General features: G+C 51.8%; 17 protein-coding genes. 4 read left to right on the top strand and 13 right to left on the bottom strand.

The genetic code is table 11. The annotated features are described in order from the left end of the window. Positions 1-70 precede the first annotated feature (70 nt). On the top strand, positions 71-694 hold the full coding sequence (locus ACETK5_RS09330; RefSeq protein ID WP_100537637.1) for a TetR/AcrR family transcriptional regulator: 624 nt from the start codon (positions 71-73) through the stop codon (positions 692-694). Positions 695-824: 130 nt separating this feature from the next. Here ACETK5_RS09330 and ACETK5_RS09325 read toward each other — a convergent pair whose 3' ends face one another. The 4 genes from ACETK5_RS09325 to ACETK5_RS09310 form a co-directional block, all read right to left on the bottom strand. Next, positions 825-1,460, bottom strand: coding sequence for a nitroreductase family protein (locus tag ACETK5_RS09325; protein ID WP_394055240.1), 636 nt, complete (start codon positions 1,458-1,460; stop codon positions 825-827). Between the two features lie 123 nt (positions 1,461-1,583). Then, positions 1,584-2,033: an RrF2 family transcriptional regulator gene (locus ACETK5_RS09320; protein WP_127593148.1), complete on the bottom strand. Its 450-nt coding sequence runs from the start codon at positions 2,031-2,033 to the stop codon at positions 1,584-1,586. Positions 2,034-2,162: 129 nt separating this feature from the next. Further along, complete coding sequence (locus ACETK5_RS09315) at positions 2,163-4,166, bottom strand: Na+/H+ antiporter (RefSeq protein WP_100537640.1); 2,004 nt, start codon at positions 4,164-4,166, stop codon at positions 2,163-2,165. 192 nt (positions 4,167-4,358) lie between these two features. After that, the gene (locus ACETK5_RS09310; protein WP_326113297.1) at positions 4,359-5,117 is read right to left on the bottom strand and encodes an SDR family oxidoreductase; all 759 of its coding nucleotides are present in this window, start codon (positions 5,115-5,117) and stop codon (positions 4,359-4,361) included. Positions 5,118-5,341: 224 nt separating this feature from the next. Between ACETK5_RS09310 and ACETK5_RS09305 the strand changes: the two genes are divergently transcribed. Beyond that, positions 5,342-5,950 (top strand): TetR/AcrR family transcriptional regulator, encoded by a 609-nt coding sequence (locus tag ACETK5_RS09305; protein ID WP_394055237.1) that lies wholly within the window; start codon positions 5,342-5,344, stop codon positions 5,948-5,950. Positions 5,951-6,136: 186 nt separating this feature from the next. On the opposite strand, the gene ACETK5_RS09300 is transcribed toward ACETK5_RS09305, so the two are convergent. Next, complete coding sequence (locus ACETK5_RS09300; protein WP_326113296.1) at positions 6,137-6,553, bottom strand: Lrp/AsnC family transcriptional regulator; 417 nt, start codon at positions 6,551-6,553, stop codon at positions 6,137-6,139. Between the two features lie 170 nt (positions 6,554-6,723). Between ACETK5_RS09300 and ACETK5_RS09295 the strand changes: the two genes are divergently transcribed. Continuing rightward, positions 6,724-7,704: an oxidoreductase gene (locus ACETK5_RS09295; RefSeq protein WP_394055235.1), complete on the top strand. Its 981-nt coding sequence runs from the start codon at positions 6,724-6,726 to the stop codon at positions 7,702-7,704. A gap of 134 nt (positions 7,705-7,838) precedes the next feature. Here the strand turns inward: ACETK5_RS09295 and ACETK5_RS09290 are convergent, their stop codons facing one another. Together ACETK5_RS09290 and ACETK5_RS09285 are read right to left on the bottom strand one after the other, a co-directional pair. After that, positions 7,839-8,429 (bottom strand): TetR/AcrR family transcriptional regulator, encoded by a 591-nt coding sequence (locus ACETK5_RS09290; RefSeq protein ID WP_394055233.1) that lies wholly within the window; start codon positions 8,427-8,429, stop codon positions 7,839-7,841. Between the two features lie 70 nt (positions 8,430-8,499). Further along, positions 8,500-10,185, bottom strand: coding sequence for a glycoside hydrolase family 2 protein (locus ACETK5_RS09285; protein WP_394055231.1), 1,686 nt, complete (start codon positions 10,183-10,185; stop codon positions 8,500-8,502). 199 nt (positions 10,186-10,384) lie between these two features. Between ACETK5_RS09285 and ACETK5_RS09280 the strand changes: the two genes are divergently transcribed. Continuing rightward, the gene (locus ACETK5_RS09280; RefSeq protein WP_326118337.1) at positions 10,385-11,221 is read left to right on the top strand and encodes a helix-turn-helix transcriptional regulator; all 837 of its coding nucleotides are present in this window, start codon (positions 10,385-10,387) and stop codon (positions 11,219-11,221) included. A 205-nt stretch (positions 11,222-11,426) separates the two neighbouring features. Here ACETK5_RS09280 and ACETK5_RS09275 read toward each other — a convergent pair whose 3' ends face one another. From ACETK5_RS09275 to iolE, 6 genes are all read right to left on the bottom strand, one after another. Next, a complete protein-coding gene (locus tag ACETK5_RS09275) occupies positions 11,427-12,437 on the bottom strand; it encodes a LacI family DNA-binding transcriptional regulator (RefSeq protein ID WP_394055229.1) in 1,011 nt (336 codons plus the stop codon). A 103-nt stretch (positions 12,438-12,540) separates the two neighbouring features. Then, positions 12,541-13,341 (bottom strand): 5-deoxy-glucuronate isomerase, encoded by an 801-nt coding sequence (iolB, locus tag ACETK5_RS09270; protein ID WP_100537648.1) that lies wholly within the window; start codon positions 13,339-13,341, stop codon positions 12,541-12,543. A gap of 65 nt (positions 13,342-13,406) precedes the next feature. After that, the gene (gene iolG / locus ACETK5_RS09265) at positions 13,407-14,438 is read right to left on the bottom strand and encodes an inositol 2-dehydrogenase (RefSeq protein WP_394055227.1); all 1,032 of its coding nucleotides are present in this window, start codon (positions 14,436-14,438) and stop codon (positions 13,407-13,409) included. Between the two features lie 24 nt (positions 14,439-14,462). Further along, the gene (locus tag ACETK5_RS09260; RefSeq protein ID WP_326113288.1) at positions 14,463-15,908 is read right to left on the bottom strand and encodes a CoA-acylating methylmalonate-semialdehyde dehydrogenase; all 1,446 of its coding nucleotides are present in this window, start codon (positions 15,906-15,908) and stop codon (positions 14,463-14,465) included. Between the two features lie 248 nt (positions 15,909-16,156). Then, positions 16,157-17,170: a 5-dehydro-2-deoxygluconokinase gene (gene iolC, locus ACETK5_RS09255; protein WP_394055226.1), complete on the bottom strand. Its 1,014-nt coding sequence runs from the start codon at positions 17,168-17,170 to the stop codon at positions 16,157-16,159. Between the two features lie 252 nt (positions 17,171-17,422). Further along, positions 17,423-18,337, bottom strand: coding sequence for a myo-inosose-2 dehydratase (iolE, locus tag ACETK5_RS09250; RefSeq protein ID WP_394055224.1), 915 nt, complete (start codon positions 18,335-18,337; stop codon positions 17,423-17,425). Positions 18,338-18,412: the final 75 nt, after the last annotated feature.

Below are 18,412 nucleotides of genomic sequence, written 5' to 3'. Positions count from 1 at the left end.
GTAGGTTAATTTTCAATATTCATTTTGAAAAAACGACCTGCATGTCTTACACTATACACAGGAGGTCATCATGACAAAAATACGAAACCCCCGAAATCCCGGGCGTCCCAAAGCAGCTGCCGATCAGGCTCCTATCCAGGAAACCATCCTCTGGACCGCCTCCAAGTTATTCATGGAAAATGGCTACGAGCCCGTATCCTTGCAGCAGATCGCGAAGGCTTGCCAAGTGACCAAGGCTTCCATCTACTATCATTTCACAAGTAAACCCGAGCTGTTTAAAATAGCGGTAACCACGATTCTAGATAAAGCATATGCTTCTACTCGTCAGTTTCTGCAGGAAGCCGATACCCTAGAGTCTGGATTGATCCGGGTAGCCGAAGCGAAGATTGCCAAGCCTCATGCCGAGATGGAGACCATGATGCGGGAAGCACAGCCTTTTTTATCCCAGGAGCAGATGGCCGCTATCCGTGAGGCGGAACAGCGCATTCATGAAGTCATCGCCGATCGATTTAATCAAGCCATGCGTTCTGGTGAACTTCGGGAAGGCAATCCTTTGCTCATGGCGCAGGCTTTTTCGGCGATGCTGATGCTGGGCAATCGTGAAGATACCCGAAGCGGTTATGCCAGCCCTCGTGATATGGCTGTTGAGATCGTAGATCTATTCTTGCACGGAGCAGTGAAACTTCCGAAGTAACACGCTGCTCTATAACTGCATGCTTCACACATGAATCAAGAGATTTAGTTCACGAATCATGAGCATCGATCATATCAACGCAAAAGAACGGAGATCATCAAACAGGATCTCCGTTCTTTTTGCTTATGTTTTAGATTTCATTCCAGAAAGCAACGTCTTCAAGCGGCAATCTTACCGTTGGCCGACCTGGAGCGGCTGCTTTCCCGATGGCAATCAACATAACGCTGCGATAATGGGAAGGAATACTGAACTCTTCCACGAATTGAACTTTGTTATATCCGCCCATCGGTACCGTATCATACCCTCTGGCCCGTGCACTCAGCATCAGCTGCATGGAGATCAATCCGGCATCCACATCCACGATGCTTTCTTTAACGGATGGGTCCAGGTTCGCATACATATTTTCGGCCGTATAAATGAAGCGTTCCTTCACCTCTTCAGTCATATAACCGGCTTCTTCAGACATGGAATAAATCTTCTCGCCTTTTTCATACCATTTCAGATCGCCCAATACGGCGATGACGGCCGAGGCTTGAAGAACATGCTCCTGATTGTTGGCAATCGGATGCAGCTTCTTCAAAAGCTCAGCATCATCAATCACCAGAAAGCGCCATGGCTGAAGGTTGCTTGAGGAAGGTGCCAGTGTAGCGTCCCTAAGGATGGCTTCCATCTCTTCTCTTGGAATCTTTACCGACGGGTCATATTGACGAACCGAGTGGCGTTCCCGAATCACGGTTTGAAAATCGGATTTTGTTATTGTTGACATGGTTTTCCCCTCCAAAATTATATTGTGCATTTTTTTGCACAGTTTAAATCGCGAGCTAACTGTGTTGATTTATGCACAGTATATAGCAGACTGAATTTCTTTGTCAACAACATTTTGAACGGTTCACTGAGCCATGTCCGCAATCGTGCGGGATTCCAGTATTTTCAGGGTGCTGTCCTCAATCTCGGATAAAATTCCGACAAAGGATTCCTTGATTTCCTCGGCAAAACAATGTCCGGAAGCTGCATCCAGCATACTGTCGCTGATGGAGCTGTGGACCTGAAGAATCGAGTAAACTTCAGCCAGCGTAATGTCGCAGGCATTCTTCTTTAGCCGGTATCCGCCGTCTCTTCCTTCACGCGATTCAATCATATCGGCTTGCGCAAGTGTTTTCAGCACCCGTCGAATCAAAGTCGATTCCGAATGCAGATACGATGCGATATCGCCGCTTGAGCATTTGCCGGAGTGACGTTCAAGCGTAACCAGCGCCTGTACGGCCAGACTGAAGGTTTTATAAGTGGACGGGCAGGCCATTGTCGATTTTTTGGAAGCCGCTTCTTTATGGATGCTCATGTTCCTACCCCCTTTAAGATTGGAATTGCCTTTAATAAGTATTCTGCTGCTTTAGCTGTGGTTCCCATCAAGCTTTTCATTATTGTAACGTAAACCTGACACTCCATCAAGAACAACAAGGACCATCGTCTAATGGCCCTCGTCTTCAACCAAGGCTTGAGACTCATACAAATTCGCCTCACGGTAATTCACATCCATTCTTAAATGGCTCGCTAATGCCCGGTCAATATCGCCCTGTTCGAACATGTTTTGGATCTCGTTTCGCTCGGACTGAATGGCTTTTAGTTCCAGTTCTCTGCGTTCACTGCTAAGCTTCTGCTTTCTTCGGCTCCATACACGATCATTCTGAAGAAAATGCTCCATTGCACGGTAGTCTGCAATAACCGCTTGCAGGATTTCCTGCCTCGGCGCCGGTTTCACTGCTTGGATCTCATGTATCGCTGCACGAATTGCCGCCAGCTTCAATGCCTTATACATGTCCCAATTCGGATGATCCGGAGACATCGGCGTTTCTTTGGCCTCGTTTTTTTTCAACAGGCGCTTCATTTTCCGCCATACAGTCTTCGTGAGCAGCTTGAACTTATATCGGCTGGTAAGCAGCATCTCGACTTTGTTCAGCGAGGAAAGGAACTGCTCCGCGACCCTTGCAGAAGCTTTATCTTCCTTAAGCCATATTTCTGCAACGTTCCGTTCCGCAGTAAGTCCGATTTTTCTGACTGCGATCGTGGCTTCCCAGAACGCTCGCATGTCGTTTTTATCCGTGATTTGAGATTGCTGAAGCCGCTTGGTATACGCATAGATGAGCTGAACCGCTTCCTCCCTGTTTTCATCCGTCATCTCTTCCCGCACGGTTCGTATTCCCGCTTGCAGCATATGAAGCCGCGCTTCTTTCTCGCGATCGATGGCCACAGCCGAATCCGCATGTTTCTCACGTGTCAACAGCGGAAGCAGAGCACTTGCGATGACCAGCGTTAAGAGGATGACGCCCGCGCAGATAAATAACATTAAGCTTCGCTCTGGAAAAGGACGATGATCCGCAAGGGTGAGCGGAATGGAGAAAGCCGCGGCCAGCGTCAATGCCCCCCGTACGCCCGATAGTGCAGTCAGCAGGGAAGATTTGAACTGACGGTTCGTTGAAGCCCATACCCATACGAAGCGCAGCAATATCAGTACAGCCGTAATCAGCAATATATAACCGACGACTTGTCCATTGTTATAGGCAGGGTCACTCCATATTTGATTGACAACCCCCGGGATTTCATGCCCGAGTAGAAGGAACACCAGCCCGTTTAATGTGAACAGAATGACGGACCAGGTGCTGTCTGATACAACTCTAAGCTTAATGGATGCCGATCGCATACGATCCCTCTCCACAGCGTGGGTAACACCCGCCGCAACGACAGCCAGAATCCCGGATAGATGAAATTCTTCGGCTATGAGATAGATAATGAATGGCGTCAGAATGATGATCAGCATATGAAGCGTGACATCCTCCATTCCGAGCCGGCGCAGCAGCATTCTGAACCAGATCACAAGAAATCCTAGAAGCGCCCCGACAACGATGCCTCCAACCGCAATGACAAAAAAACTGCCGATCGCATTCGTTAAAGAAAAATAACCCGTCACTGTAGCCGCAATCGCAAAATTAAATGCCACGAGACCGGACGCATCATTCATGAGCGCTTCGCCTTCAAGTAAATGCATGATTTTTCCCGGCAGCTTCACCCTGCCTGACAGGGAGCCCACCGCAACCGCATCGGTAGGCGACAGTATTGCCGCCAACGCAAAGGCAGCCGATAACGGTAGGCTCGGAATAAGCCAATGAATGAAAGGTCCCGCGATCAGAACCGTTGCAAATACGAGGCCTAGCGCCAGCAGCAGAATATTGGACCTGAGCTTCCATAACTCGCTCCGCGGGGTCAGCTTCCCGTCATTAAACAAGAGCGGTGCGATAAACAGGACCATGAACAATTCCGGATTCAGCGGCACGTGATGGAAACCGCGGATATAGGCGGCCCCGATCCCAAGCGCAATCTGGATCAACGGGACAGGAATGAATGGCAGAAATCGATTGATGATGTTGGAAATACCGACAAGGACGAGAAAAATAAGTACCATAAGAAATATTTCCACAATGCATCTGCTCCTTCCTCGAGAAGAATAACCTATGTAAGCATGGGCATATCCGTCAGTAGACGGATTTAGGTTGTGTAGAATGGGAAAGGTTTATTATGAGTTGGAGAAGTTTCAACCCTCATGCTGCCTTAAAAAAAGGCTTCCTAAAGGAGAGGTCCTTTAGAAAGCCCTTGAGCTAGTGATTGCTTATTAATATGCCGTCCAGCCTGCATCGGCTGTAACCACCGTACCGTTTACAAAGCTGGCTTCATCGGAAGCGAGGAACAATACCACCTTCGCGATCTCTTCCGGTTCGCCTGCCCGCGGGTTCAAGTTCATTCCAGCCATCGCTCTTTCCATGCCAAACGAATTCGGCGCGTTGATGGTGGTGCTGATATTGGTGCTAACAGCACCTGGGGCAACCGCATTACACCGGATTCCCTGCGTTGCATATTGAAAACCGACATTTTTGGTCAATCCGACAACGGCATGTTTAGCCGCCGTATACGCTGCACCTGCTCTGGATCCCATAAGACCTCCAGCAGAAGCAATGTTGACAATGACTCCGCTCTTCTTCTCCAGGAAGATGGGCAACGATTTACGAATGGTTCTCATCGGTCCGGTTGTATTAATGGCAAATACGCGATCCCACAACTCATCCGTTACATCTGCAGCCGGTACGAAGTTGTCCATAATGCCGGCATTGTTGATCAAAATATCAAGCGTTCCATATTCATTAACGGTGGCATCCACCAGCTGCTGCACTTCTTCTTCCTTGGCCACATTCGCTGCCAGTGCCAGGGCCGTGCCGCCTTTCGCTGTAATTCCGTCAACAACGGCCTGAGCCGCCTCAAGACGTAAGTCAGACACGACAACTTTTGCGCCTTCGGCAGCAAACAGTTCCGCTGTCGCTTTTCCCATACCGGAAGCGGCACCTGTAACAATCGCAACTTTACCAGATAATCTCATGTTCCATACCCCCATTATTGGTTGTGATATCATTTTGGAAATCAGGGACAACATTCAACAGCTGTACAATACACGACATATGTCTATTCTAGTATAATCGTAGTATGATTTAGGTCACAATCATTAAAAAACGTGGAAATGTACGATACCGAACAAAAAGCATAAAATTGTTTATATTTTAACTATTAAATTCGTTATATTTTTAACCGAAAGGAATCGAATCTATGCAAACAAGCAATAAAATGACCGATCGTCGCATCGTCCGCAGCAAAGAAGCTTTAAAGCAAGCGCTCCTATCACTCCTCTCCCAGAAGAGCTTCTCCAGCATTTCCATTACGGAAATCGTGGAGCTAGCCAATTACAATCGAGGAACCTTTTATACCCACTACGACAACAAAGAGGCTCTTCTGGATGATATCCTGACTCCTTTAATGGAGGAACTGATCGCTTCCTTCAGGGCTCCTTACGGGGAAGTCGACGTATTTCATATCGAAGAGCTGCCCGCCAATGCGGTAAAAATATTTGATCATATTCATCAGAATGCCGGCGTGTATACGTCGCTGTTCAAAAGCGATGTGCTGCCGTTAGTCCGGGATAAAATGTTCTCGGCATTAAAGCAAATCGCCTTGGAGGACTTGGACTATCCAAACGAAGAGCTAAATCATGAGCTTCTCATCATCTACAACATGCACGCCTTAATCGGCCTGGTATTCCACTGGATCGAGAACAATTTCCACTATTCCGTCCCTTATATGAGGGATCAGCTGGTTCTCATGATTAACTGGAGGCCGAGAAGCGTAAGAACACAGATTAAGCGCACGGATCATACTTGAAATCGGTGAGCAGATGACAGTAGAAAAATAACGTAGACAAACCATCAACCCGTTCAAAACGCAAATTGAACGGGTTGATGATTTTAGTTGATGGTTTTGGTTGCTGAGTTAACGGTTTTTCTTACAACGCCTCCTGCCGCCAATCTGGTCCAGATCGTGAAACAGTCTTATCCCCGGCGGATGTTCTTATGCTTGTTGGTCCAGAGGCATGGAGAGAACCGTCATCGTCGTGGTATGGCCGTACTCGCTGCACTGATAAATGAAGGTTTCAAGCGACTTCATGGAAGCTGTCTCGATTTTCATAAGAAAATTGTATTGCCCGCTGACTTGGTAAATCTCGGCGACCTCCTGCGACTGTTTGGCGAATGCCGTCAGCCGGTCACAATGGCTGGCTTGAATCAGGATGAAGGCCGTTACACCCTTCCCCATTTTGTCAGGAGATAGAACCGCACGATACCCCGTAATTACGCCCTTCTCCTCCAGACGCTTCACGCGTTCGGATACCGCAGGCTGCGTCATATTGACCTTTCTTCCCAATTCGGAGAAGGAGATTCTTGCATTATGTTTTAATAGCTCCAAGATTTGAAGATCGATCTGATCCATGTTTACACTCCTCTGCCTTACCCAAATTCAATTTCAAAGTCGAATGCACGAAATCGCTATAAATTCAAAGTAATACGGTAGGGATGCCTTGAGTTTAACCTGTAACTATAGGGCTCCGATTTATACAATGGAACTAGGTTAACAATCATTCATTCAAGGAGGAATATACAATGACAATCACCCTGCACGATCCCATACAAATCGGAACGGTACAATTGAAGAACCGAATGATCATGGCTCCTATGCAGCAACATCAAGGAACGCCGGATTCTTATGCAACGGATTACCATGTGAAGTTTTACAGTGAACGGGCGGAACATGTCAGTTTGATCATTATCGAATCTACCGTCGTGTCTGCAAATGGCCGGCTGTTCCCGGACGATATCGGGATATATACTGAGCAGCATACTGCTCCCCTACGCAGGATTGTCGATGCCGTCCATGCGAAAGGAACGCCGATCTTCATCCAATTGACCCACGCCGGTAGAAAAGGATGGCCCACCGTCACCGAAAAAAGGTTAGCCCCTAGTTCGATTGCCTACGATGATGAGTATGGACTGCCCCAAACGATGTCCCAAGCGGACATTCACGCAGTCATCGACCAGTTTCGGATGGCAGCCCGTCGAAGCCTGCAGGCCGGTTTTGATGGAATCGAGCTTCATGCCGCCCACGGGCATCTGCTCCATCAATTTCTCTCTCCGCTGTCGAATCGGCGAACGGACGCGTATGGAGGAAGCCTGGAAAACAGAGTCCGATTGATCCAAGAAATTCTGGGCGCCATCCGAACCGAAGTAGGGATCAACTACCCGGTGCAATTGCGGGTTTCTGCATCCGACTTCGCCGATGGCGGCCTGACACCAGCAGAAGTTGCGCTCGCCTTGACGTACCTGGAATCCGAACTGGATGCCGTGCATGTTTCTTCGGGGGGTCTCGTTCCTGCGGCACCTTTAGCCACACCGGAAGGCTACCAAACACCTTATGCTGCGGTGATCAAACAATATGTAAAAATACCGGTGATCGCGGTCGGCAATATCCGCACCCCAGCGTTCGCCAATTTCATTCTAGCAGATGAGATGGCAGATATGATAGCCATCGGCCGCCCATTGCTGGAAGATGCAAATTTCGGTGAACAAATGCTGTCCTTAGCTTAAAGGCTACGATCTCAAGTGACATATTCGTTTACTTGCGCTATTCAATAGAAAAGCCAAAGGCCGTCTCCGAAGGTAGGTTTGAACCACCTTTGGGTGCGGCCTTTTCATTAATATCGATTAATTTAATCTACATTCTAGAAAATAGCGTCGAGTGTACTTTCGACGATTCGATCGGCCAGCTCGCGATTCATCGTAGCGGAGTTCATCACCCGCAGTCCATAGTAGCTGCTTAAGAATACGCTGGCCAGCTGCTTCGCAGAGCGTTCAGCCGGAATCTCCCCCGATTGAACCGCCTCTTCCATCACGCTGATCAAGTCTTCCTCGAGATCATAAATATACTGCCCGAATATCCGTTCAACCATCGGGTCCCGCCCCGCTCGTTCCATGCTGATATTAACCGCCATACAGCCGCGGTGATTCGGGTCTGAAAAATCCATGCCGATCGCCCATTCAAACAAGGCGCGCAGCCTTTCCTTAACCGGGATGGAGCGGCCCAAAATCTCTCTGGATATCTCCAATCCTTCATCATTGTAACGTTGAAGCACCTGCTCGAATAACTCATTTTTGCTGCCGAACGCATTGTACAGGCTCCCTTTACCCAGCCCTGTCTTCTCGCACAGCTCATGCGTAGAACTCGCTTCATAACCCTTGGACCAGAATACGTCCATGGCCGCATCAATGACCGCATCTTTCTTGAACTCACGTGGTCTTCCGTTCGTGGTCATTCCCCTCATCCCTTTTGAACATAATCGTGTTACCTAAAAGTATAGGGTTTATGTACCACTCAGTCAAATATTATGGGGTTCCCCCCGAAAAGATTCGTCGAACGGTTTCATACGCCAGCTTCGGACGACGATATTCATCCACGATGCCCTTGCTGTTCCGCGTACATGAACGATTCAGCAGCCAGCCAAGCCCTTCCGTCACTCGGCAATCGCTGAATTGCCATATGAACATGCCGGAAATGTATTCACGCTCCATGTATGCCTTCAGATTACCCGCGATAATATCGGCCTGACGCTCCTCGGAGCCTTTCTCCCGATTCGGACTGCGGAATCCGTAGAACCCGTCCCCTCCGAATTCACTTATGATCATGGGTTTTCCTTCTCCGCCAAGCGCATCAGCCCACCCCCTAGCCAGATCCGCCAGTTCCCCCGGATTCTCGTCGGTATACCAGCCTGGATAGAGATTGAACGACACGATTTCCGCCAAGTCAAAACATTTCTCCTGTTCCCGATGATGGGAAGCGAAGGACCGGGGCCTGCTTGGATCAAGCTCCCGAATGATGGTCAGCTGCTTCTCGTAGTGAGCTCTCCCCTCTTCAGTGTGACTGGCGCATTCATTCAGAATGGCCCATATAAGGATGGACGGATGGTTAAAATGCTGCTGCACCATTTCACGAGTCACCTGCTCGCTTTGCCAACCGAAATTCGGGTGCAACATCTGCTCCAGACTCAAGCCGCGGGCGTGATTTTCTTCCCACACCGCAATACCTCGTTCATCGCATAGATCGAGAAATCGCTCATCGTTCGGATAATGGCTCGTTCGAACGGAGTTACACCCAAGATCTGTAATGAGGTCCAGATCTTTTACCATGAGTGGCAGAGGAAGCGAGGAACCGGCCATGGGATGATCCTCATGCCGGTTAACGCCTTTGAATACGAGCTCCTGGCCGTTCAATTGGATTTTTCCGTTATGCGTGGTTACCTCACGAAAGCCTACGCGGTCCAGCCAATCATCGCAATCGGTATCATCAACGGCAAGTACCGCTTGCAGTACATACAAATTCGGGTCGTCCAGCGACCATTCCAATATGCCTGGATAGGATACGGCGGTTATGATTTCGACCCGCTCGCCTGGCTTCGCTTCAAAGCTTCCGAGCGGTTCCTCGACCTCAGCCAGCGTACCGCGGAGTGATCCTTTCTTCACAAGGTTTCCAATGTTTCGGATCACTACCTTCCAAGAACCGTGCCAAACCCCGTCCTGTTGATATGGAGTGAACATGACGTTTTCAATGTATAAATCGCTTATCTCTTCCAGGGCAACCGGTCGAATGATGCCGCCGTACGTATAGTAATCATTAGGAACATGAAGGGCCGATTCTTCGTTGAAGGAATTATCCACGTACACCAGCAGTTCATGTTCACCGGCTTGAACTTCCGGGATGATCATGTCAAAGGCGGTATAGGCATTATAATGACGAACCGCCAATTCCCCGTTGAAATAGACATGCGCCGTATGGCTGACCCCTTTAAATTCGATTCGCAAATTGGTTTTCCGAGACAGCGAGATCATTTTGCGATATACCCCGACTCCCCTATAGTTCCCAAAGCGTGGGTGCATCTCCCAGCAACCGGGAACAGGCAGCTTGTCATTGTAGCTTGCAGGTCGCTCCCCCATGCTGGCTGCCGGTGCAAACTCCCATAGACCCTCCAGTTCCTTGCACGTTCGAATGTGGTGGGTATCAAATAATCGCAGCATCTCTTCTCCTCCTATCCATCATGCGGCTTTGAGGTTTCCCCCAAGTCCGGATAGGTATAACACTAGATTATTGTAACGGCGTATTCCATAGAAAAGCCGATACAAAACATGTAAAAATCGCTCCTGGTGTTCTAGCGAATATCGTGATCCTGAGTTATTCTTTTAATATATCGCCTATCGAATGGGAGGCTGAACTGCATTGTACGAAGCACGAGATTTGGTCGTAAGGATCAACTGGACCTTCCGGAAGACAACCTCTTCCGATTGGTCGGATATCCGTAATAACACGGCCGTGCACAGTTTCTACTGGATCCATGAAGGCAGCGGGATCTTCCATACGGATCAAGCATATCCGGTAAGTCAAGGCATGCTGTTTTACATGGAACCAGGCCTGCAGATGCGGATGAAGAGCGCGCCGGAAACTCCTCTTACCATTAGCATGGTGCTGTTTGAATGCTGCAGCCTTCATCATTGCCGGTCTCAATGGCAGTTCCCTCAAAGCGTTCAGCGGCTTGAAATCCCATTTATGGCTCATTATCTAGGCGAGAAGGCCATCGGGATGGACCATGCTTTCAGCGAGTTGACAACGACTTGGGTTCCCGGGAATACGGAGAGTGAGCTGGAGAGCAGCGCCCTTCTACTAAGGCTGATCGCCAGATTACATCAGCAGAACAAGCCGCCTTTCATAGAGCCCGCATATGAGGCATACCAACGGATTAAATCAGACATCGAGGACCATTACGCCGATCCGCTTCATATTGGAGCATTAGCGAAGAGACATGCCATTTCGGAGTCGTATTTGCGAAAGCTGTTCATGAAGCATCTACATGTTTCTCCCAAGGACTACCTGACCGACATCCGTATGCGGCATGCAGAGCGTTACTTGGCATACACGTCGTATACGCTGAGGTTCATCGCCAACGCATGCGGGTACCATGATGAATTTCACTTCAGTAAAGCATTTCATAAGTACAAAGGGATGGCACCCGCAGCGTTCCGCAAAACCTCAAAACATGCGAATCATTCAGACCCATAATGGTTGCTGATTGGTGTCTCGAAGTGTACCTTTCGGATCTAAAGCAACTTATGTAAGCGAATGAGGTTCTAAATAAAAGACGGACTTAAGAGACGTTATTCAGCAGATCAGCAGCAAATAGACGGCCACCCCCCCTTTATAACGACTCTATAGCCCGTTTCACGTGCAAAATGATTCCTTAGTGGACCATAAATCTCCCAAAATTTTATGCCGGCAGCGGGGCCGTGGATCGGCGGATGATCAGCTCCGGAGGGAGCACAATCCGCTGTGCAGGCTCTCCCTGGCTGGACAGATTCCTGACCACTAGATCCACCGCCAGTCGACCCATCTGTTCCATCGGCTGGGCAATAACGGTGAGCGGCGGATCGGTTACCCGGGCCAGGATCGTATCGTCAAAGCTGACGACCGAACAGTCCTCCGGAACGCGCAGCCCGAGCTCGCGGATCGCCTGAAGGGCGCCGATCGCCAGCAGGTCGTTGCAGCAAAACAGCGCCGTAGGCCGTTCCTCCAGCTCCAGCATAGCTTTGGCTCGGCGATATCCATCCTCGATCTTATGGTCACAGGCTGCAATATAGTCGGGAGAAGGCCCCAAACCGAGCGAGGCGGCAGCTTCGACAAATCCCCTTACCCGCTCATTGCTGCTCGTCACCCGTTCATGCTCGGCTAGTACCGCCAGCCTGCGGTGACCGAGACAAAGCAGATGCTCGGCAGCCAGTCGCCCCCCTTCCAAATCATGAACCCGGACGCTGCTGGCGCCAAGTACCGGATTGTCCCGGGCGATAAGCGCTATAGCCAGCGAATGCTCCTGAAGCGGCTTAAGCAGCTCACCATGGGATATACCCGTACCGATAATAACGCCGTCCACCTGCTTTTGTCTCAGCAGACTAACATAGCGCTTTACCTTCTCTTCCTGGTTGTCCGTGCTGCAGATGATCACGCTGTATCCAAGCTGATGCCCATGATCCTCGACCGAGCGTGCAATCTCGGCGAAAAACGGGTTGGAGATGTCGGGGACGAGCAATCCCAGGGTATAGGTTTTTTTGCCTGCAAGGGCTGAGGCAATCGCGTTCGGTCGATAATTCAGGCGCTGCATGATATCCAGAATCTCCTCACGCCGTTCACGACTGATCTTGCCCTTGCCGTTCATGACATGAGAGACGGTAGCAATGGAGACGCCGGCTTCACGCGCAACGTCATAAATAGTCGCTCTTATCATCCCTTGTGCTCCATTTGTTTAATTTTGGCATTTCAATTTATTATGAGCTTTCAACTCATTTAGCGCAAGACCGTCTTACCCTTAATGCAGCCTTCGGACACTTTTATCTCATAAGCCAATCATGATCCGGATCATTGCGGAATTTCCATATTCGCTTCGGCCCCGCCATGACGTTCAAGTAATACACATCATACCCGGGAGGCGCGGATACCGGATGGTAGCCTTCGGGCACCATAACGGCCTCGCCGTCTTTGACCGCCATCGTTTCATCCAGCGAACGGTCATCGGTGTAAACCCGCTGCACGGCAAAACCGCACTCCGGCTGAACCCGGAAGTAGTAGGTTTCCTCCAGCAGCGATTCCTCCGGCAGCTCGTCGCGGTCATGCTTGTGCGGCGGGTAGCTGGACCAGTTCCCCCCGTCCGTAAACACCTCGACCACCAATAGGCTGTCCGCCGGCTTTTGCTCCGGCAAAATGTTATGCACCAGACGCGACATGCTCCCGCTCCCGCGGTTCTCCACGCCGACATCCTCCGGTGCAATGAGTCGGGCCTGATGAGTGCCTTTCCCAGGGGCCAGGCACACTGCCAGTTCCACCTCGGTTCGTGCCGTGACCTCGTACTGTTTGTGTGCAGGTACATAAACCGTATAGGGAGGCGTCTTCTCAAACACGCTCATGCGCTTGCCAATGTTGTCCCAGCTCTCTCCCCCGGCCTTCACGTCGGCTCGCCCGGTCAGCAGAACAAGAGCTGCTTCCTGATCTCCCGTGGCGCGGTTCAGCGTCTGTCCTTCCCTTAAACGGAAAACTTCAAAGCCCACATATACCCAGCCTGCGCTTTGCGGCGTAATGGATAGCACGCGCCCGTCCAGGTCCGGCTTCGTAATGGGTACAATTAAGTTCGGCATGGTGTTCCTCCTTTATGGTTCTGCTCTGGAAATGATGAAGCTCCGACGGCTACCCTTTTTCGGGTTTAGCCTGCCGATATGCCGGTGGTGAGCTCGACCAGCTTCACCGGGCGGCCTTGCTGCAGCGAGCGCTTAGCCGCCAGGGCGATCAGCTCCGCCTGAAGGCCGTCATGGCCGCTGACCGGCACCGGCGTCCCGTTTTGCAAGCTGTCGATAAATTGCCGTGTCTCGTTCATGTACGCTTCCTTGTACCGCTCCAGGAAGAAATACAGCGGTTTATCGCGGGTGACGCCGTCCGGACCGCTGATAACAGCGGTGCTTGGATAGTCGTTATCGGCGGATACGCTGCCTCCGGAGCCAAACACCTCGATCCGCTGATCATAACCGTAGACGGCCTTGCGGCTGTTGTCGATGACGCCAAGCGCACCGCTTTCAAACCGCAGCGTTGTGAGGGCGGTGTCGATGTCGCCCAGCTCCCCGATAGCAGGGTCCACCAATACCGCTCCCTGGGCGTACACTTCGACGACCTCGCTGCCCGATAGATAACGAGCGATGTCGAAATCATGAATGGCCATATCCATAAACAGCCCGCCGGACACTTTAATGTAATCCGGATGCGGCGGGTTTGGATCGCGCGAGGTGATCTTGATCAGATGCGGTTTCCCGATTCTTCCCTCGGACACAATCTCCCGTACCCGGCTGAAGTTGTGGTCAAACCGACGATTGAAGCCGATCTGCAGACTTACACCGGCCGCTTTCACGGCCGCCAGCGCCTCGCGGGTCTGATCCACGCTCATGCTGACCGGCTTCTCGCAGAAAATATGCTTGCCGTTCGCCGCGGCCTGCTTGATCAGCGGGACATGCGTATCCGTCGAGGAGCAGATCAACACGGCATCGATATCCGGATGCTCCATGATATCGTTACTATTAGTGGTAACCATAGGAATGCCGCGTTCCACGGCCCAGGCCTGCAGCTCGTCGCCTGCGAACAAGTCGCCGATGGCCGCAATTTCCGCGCCGGGCATGCCCAGCAGATGATCCGCATGAATTTTGCCGATTCGTCCGGCACCGATGATTCCGATTTTAATGGTTTTCATATGAACGTCTCCTCTGCTTAAGGGCTACCAGCGCGCCGTCACCATCTTCTTTCGGGTATAGAACTCCACGCCGTCCGTTCCGTTCGCATGCAGATCCCCATAGAAAGAGTTTTTCCAGCCGGAGAACGGAAAGAATGCCATCGGCGCAGGAACGCCAAGGTTGACGCCCAGCATGCCGGCCTCGATATGCTCACGGAACTGGCGCACATCGCTGCCGTCCTGCGTGAACAGACAGGCCCCATTCGCGAAGTCCGAGCGGTTGGAGATTTCAATCGCTTCCTCCAACGATTCCGCACGCATGACGGACAGCACCGGGGCGAAAATTTCGTCCTTCCAAATCTTCATCTCGCTGGTCACTTCATCAAAAATCGTCGGTCCGACAAAATATCCGTCACCGCTCACGGCCTCGTCGCTTCGTCCATCGCGCACCAGCTTGGCACCTTCCTGCTCCCCCGCCTCGATATAACGGATCGTGCGCTCCTTGTGAGCTTGCCTAATCACCGGCCCGAGGAAAACACCTTCGTCCGCTCCATTGCCGATGGTAATCTCATCGGCCGCCTGCTTCAGCTTCTCCATCAGCGGTTCCGCCACGTCGCCCACTGCCACGACGACGGAGCAGGCCATACAGCGCTCGCCGGCAGAACCGAAGGCCGCGCTGACGATCTGGGTCACGGCCCCATCCAAGTCGGCAGTCGGCATCACGATGCTGTGATTCTTCGCCCCCGCCAAAGCCTGCACGCGCTTGCCGTGGGAAGAAGCGGTTTTGTACACGTACTCCGCCACCGGCTGGGAGCCAACGAAGGATACGGCAGCGATGCCGGGATGTTCCAGAATGCCGTTGACCACATCATGCGCGCCGTGAACGACGTTCAGGACGCCGTCCGGCAGACCGGCTTCGGCGAACAGCTCCGCCAGACGCTGTGCCAAGAGCGGCGTGCGCTCCGACGGCTTCAGCACGAACGCATTGCCGCAAGCGATGGCGAGCGGGAACATCCAGCACGGTACCATCATCGGGAAGTTGAACGGTGTGATTCCCGCCACTACGCCGATCGGATACCGGTACATGCCGGACTCCAGGTTGGTGGCGATGTCGGGAAGCTGCTTGCCCATCATCAGCGTAGGCGCACCGGCGGCAAACTCCACGCATTCGATGCCGCGCTGTACTTCGCCGTAGGCTTCTGCATAGCTTTTGCCGTTCTCCGCCGTAATCAGGCGCGCCAGCTCCTCCCAATGCTCCACCAGCAGCTGTTGATACTTAAACAGAATGCGCGCGCGGCGAGGAACGGCCGTCTTGGCCCAGGCACGCCCCGCTTTGGCGGCTGCCTGCACGGCCTCATCCACTTCCTCTTTCGTGGATAACGGGACGTAAGCAAGAATCTCTTCCGTTGCCGGATTGTATACGGGATCGGTTGTTTCGGATCGGGATGGAACGAATTGTCCCCCGATATAATTGCTCAGGGTTTGCGTCATGGCTGTTTTGCCCCTTTCGATTGGATCTGCGAGCATTGACAAAATGAAAACTCTGCTCTGTAAGAAAAGATGAATTGGCAAAATTACAAGAATAGGTGAAATCTAATGAAAGTGTGTAGTCTCACGAACATGGGGAATCTCAAAAACAGGTCTAATCTCTAAACACGAAAACCTAAGTACGCGAAATCTTAAGAACACGAAATATCAGTGATGACAAAACTCAATAAAATCCTAACCATGGACTAAACTCAGGAATTGGCAGTAATCTCGCCTCGCTTGCAGCGCTCGATATAATCGTGAACCGCCGTGCTCGTCGGCATCGCATCGGAGCAGCTGTGGCTGGAGATGACGATGCTAGCCGCCGCACTGCCGAATTCCATGCAGCGCTCGACGGTCCAGCCCTGCATCAGGCCGTACAGAAAGCCGGCAGCGTATGAATCCCCCGCCCCGAACGTCTTGATGACCTTCGCCGGAAAGCTCCGAGCCGTATGGCTGGCACCGCCTGGGGTATATGCGATGGAGCCTTCCTTGCCGTGCTTGATAATCACGATCTTGGCGTTATAATCAAACCATTTGGCCGCCGTGATGCGATCGCTGCGCTCCGGATTGCCCCCGAACTGCTCCATCATGTCAAACTCTTCGCGCGTGCCGAGAATAATGTCGCATGTTTCCGCCGCTAAATTGTAATAGGTAGCCGTCTCCTGCGGGGATTTCCATGTGTACGGACGGTAATCGAGGTCAAACGCGATCACGGCGCCGTGGCGCTTGGCATAGTCCAGAGCCAGAAACACGGCCTCCCGGGAAGGACTGGCCGCGAGCGCGGTGCCGGAGATCAGTACCATTTTGGCGGATGCGATCAGCTCCTCGCTCACATCTCCCGTCTCCAGCAGCAAATCCGCGGCGTTGTCGCGGTACATCAGAATGCTGCAGTCGGTCGGGCTCTTGATCTCGGTAAAGGCCAGACCCGTTACGGCTCCCGTACGATCGATTGTCACGCCCTTCGTTGCAATCCGGTTATCTTCGAGGTACTTTGTAATAAAACGCCCCATCTGATCGTCTGCCACCTTGCCGATGAAGCCTGTATTCAGGCCCAAACGCGCCATCCCGATACAGATATTGGCGGGTGATCCTCCGACATATTTGGTAAACGTGGTCGTTTCCTCCATCGGCCGGTTAATCTCATTGGCATTCAGGTCGATGCACAGCCTCCCTACTGCCACAAAATCCATCGGTTTTGCGTTATTGAACGTGATTTCACTCATGGATAAACCTCCTTGATCAGATCAGCCGCGGCTGAGCATTCATATGATTTCATGACTCCGTTCGCCAATAGCCGTAATCACTTGCAGCTCTCGTAATACTTTCAGTTCAGAGTACTTCCAACCGGTAGACACTCCCAGCTTGATCCGCCCGCACTTGAATGAGTTTACTTTTGTCCGATAAGTATGTTACGATTCCACCCTCGAACTCAGTTGCATCGCCTTGAGCCTGGCTCGACCCTCGAGCCTTGGTCTTCAGCCCTGCATCTTCGTCAGGTCCTCCAGGCCGTCCAGGTATTCAATCGCCCGTTGAGCATACTCCTTGGCCGGATGAAGCGCAGGATCCTGCTCACCCTCCAGCATCGCCCAGCCGTCATAGCCGCGATCAACAAGCTCTCCGATAATCGGCGCAAAATCGATGCATCCGTCGCCAGGAACCGTAAACACGCCCCTGCGGATGCAGCTTACGAAATCGCAGTTGTCGAGGCGCGCCTGTTCCAGCACATCAAGCCGGATATCCTTCAGATGGATATACGCGATCCGGTCATAATGCTTGCGTAACAGCTCCAGCGGGTCGTTTCCTCCGTAATAGGCATGACCGGTGTCGTACAGGAGAGACACCAGCGAAGGGTCCGTCATGGACATCAGCCGGTCGATCTCGTACGGCTGCTCCACAACCGTGCCGCCATGATGATGATAAGCCAGCTTCATGCCGTAGCTTGCCGCAATCTCTCCAGCCTGGTTCAGTCCTTCCGCCAGGCTTTCCCATCCGGCGTCATCCAGACGGAGAACGATGCTCTCATTCGGCGTCCGGCGGGGATCGAAGTGCAGCGATCCCCCGACCTCCGCCGTGCTGATGACCTTGCTGCCGAACCCAGCCAGAAACTCCGCGTGCCGTCGGTAATCCTCCAGCTCCTGCTTGCGAGAGTCGGGATCGGAGAACAGCACCGACTTCCACTGGGAGACTAGCTGAATGCCGCGCGCATCCAGCTCCCGTTTCAACACTGCCTGATCCTTGGGGAACTTCCTTCCCATCTCCGTGCCTGTCAGACCCAAAGCCGCAATATCATTCACAATCATCTCAAATGTCGTGTCGTCTCCATGCTCCCTAACGTCCTCGCCGACCCAGTTAATCGGATGAATCCCTAGCTTGAACAGCCTGTCACTCATGACCATCGCTCCTTTGCTTTGTTTGGTAGAGGTTTTCTTCTTTGCTCCGGGCCAAATAGTATGGGACCTGCTCCA

Origin of the sequence: Paenibacillus ilasis, assembly GCF_043195395.1 — a bacterium.
Taxonomy (GTDB): Bacteria; Bacillota; Bacilli; order Paenibacillales; family Paenibacillaceae; genus Paenibacillus_AQ; species Paenibacillus_AQ lautus.
Note: the sequence above shows the minus strand (reverse complement) of the source record. Positions and strands in the feature narration are given on the sequence as shown.

Bases quoted from the DNA above. Each gene is read 5' to 3' on its own strand.
- ACETK5_RS09295 (WP_394055235.1), top strand. From the start codon at position 6,724: ATGACAATCACCCTGCACGATCCCATACAAATCGGAACGGTACAATTG.
- ACETK5_RS09285 (WP_394055231.1), bottom strand. From the start codon at position 10,185: ATGCTGCGATTATTTGATACCCACCACATTCGAACGTGCAAGGAACTG.
- iolB (WP_100537648.1), bottom strand. From the start codon at position 13,341: ATGCCGAACTTAATTGTACCCATTACGAAGCCGGACCTGGACGGGCGC.
- ACETK5_RS09320 (WP_127593148.1), bottom strand. From the start codon at position 2,033: ATGAGCATCCATAAAGAAGCGGCTTCCAAAAAATCGACAATGGCCTGC.
- ACETK5_RS09310 (WP_326113297.1), bottom strand. From the start codon at position 5,117: ATGAGATTATCTGGTAAAGTTGCGATTGTTACAGGTGCCGCTTCCGGT.
- ACETK5_RS09290 (WP_394055233.1), bottom strand. From the start codon at position 8,429: ATGACCACGAACGGAAGACCACGTGAGTTCAAGAAAGATGCGGTCATT.
- ACETK5_RS09325 (WP_394055240.1), bottom strand. From the start codon at position 1,460: ATGTCAACAATAACAAAATCCGATTTTCAAACCGTGATTCGGGAACGC.
- ACETK5_RS09330 (WP_100537637.1), top strand. From the start codon at position 71: ATGACAAAAATACGAAACCCCCGAAATCCCGGGCGTCCCAAAGCAGCT.
- ACETK5_RS09275 (WP_394055229.1), bottom strand. From the start codon at position 12,437: ATGATAAGAGCGACTATTTATGACGTTGCGCGTGAAGCCGGCGTCTCC.
- ACETK5_RS09300 (WP_326113296.1), bottom strand. From the start codon at position 6,553: ATGGATCAGATCGATCTTCAAATCTTGGAGCTATTAAAACATAATGCA.
- ACETK5_RS09260 (WP_326113288.1), bottom strand. From the start codon at position 15,908: ATGACGCAAACCCTGAGCAATTATATCGGGGGACAATTCGTTCCATCC.
- iolC (WP_394055226.1), bottom strand. From the start codon at position 17,170: ATGAGTGAAATCACGTTCAATAACGCAAAACCGATGGATTTTGTGGCA.
- iolE (WP_394055224.1), bottom strand. From the start codon at position 18,337: ATGAGTGACAGGCTGTTCAAGCTAGGGATTCATCCGATTAACTGGGTC.
- iolG (WP_394055227.1), bottom strand. From the start codon at position 14,438: ATGAAAACCATTAAAATCGGAATCATCGGTGCCGGACGAATCGGCAAA.
- ACETK5_RS09305 (WP_394055237.1), top strand. From the start codon at position 5,342: ATGCAAACAAGCAATAAAATGACCGATCGTCGCATCGTCCGCAGCAAA.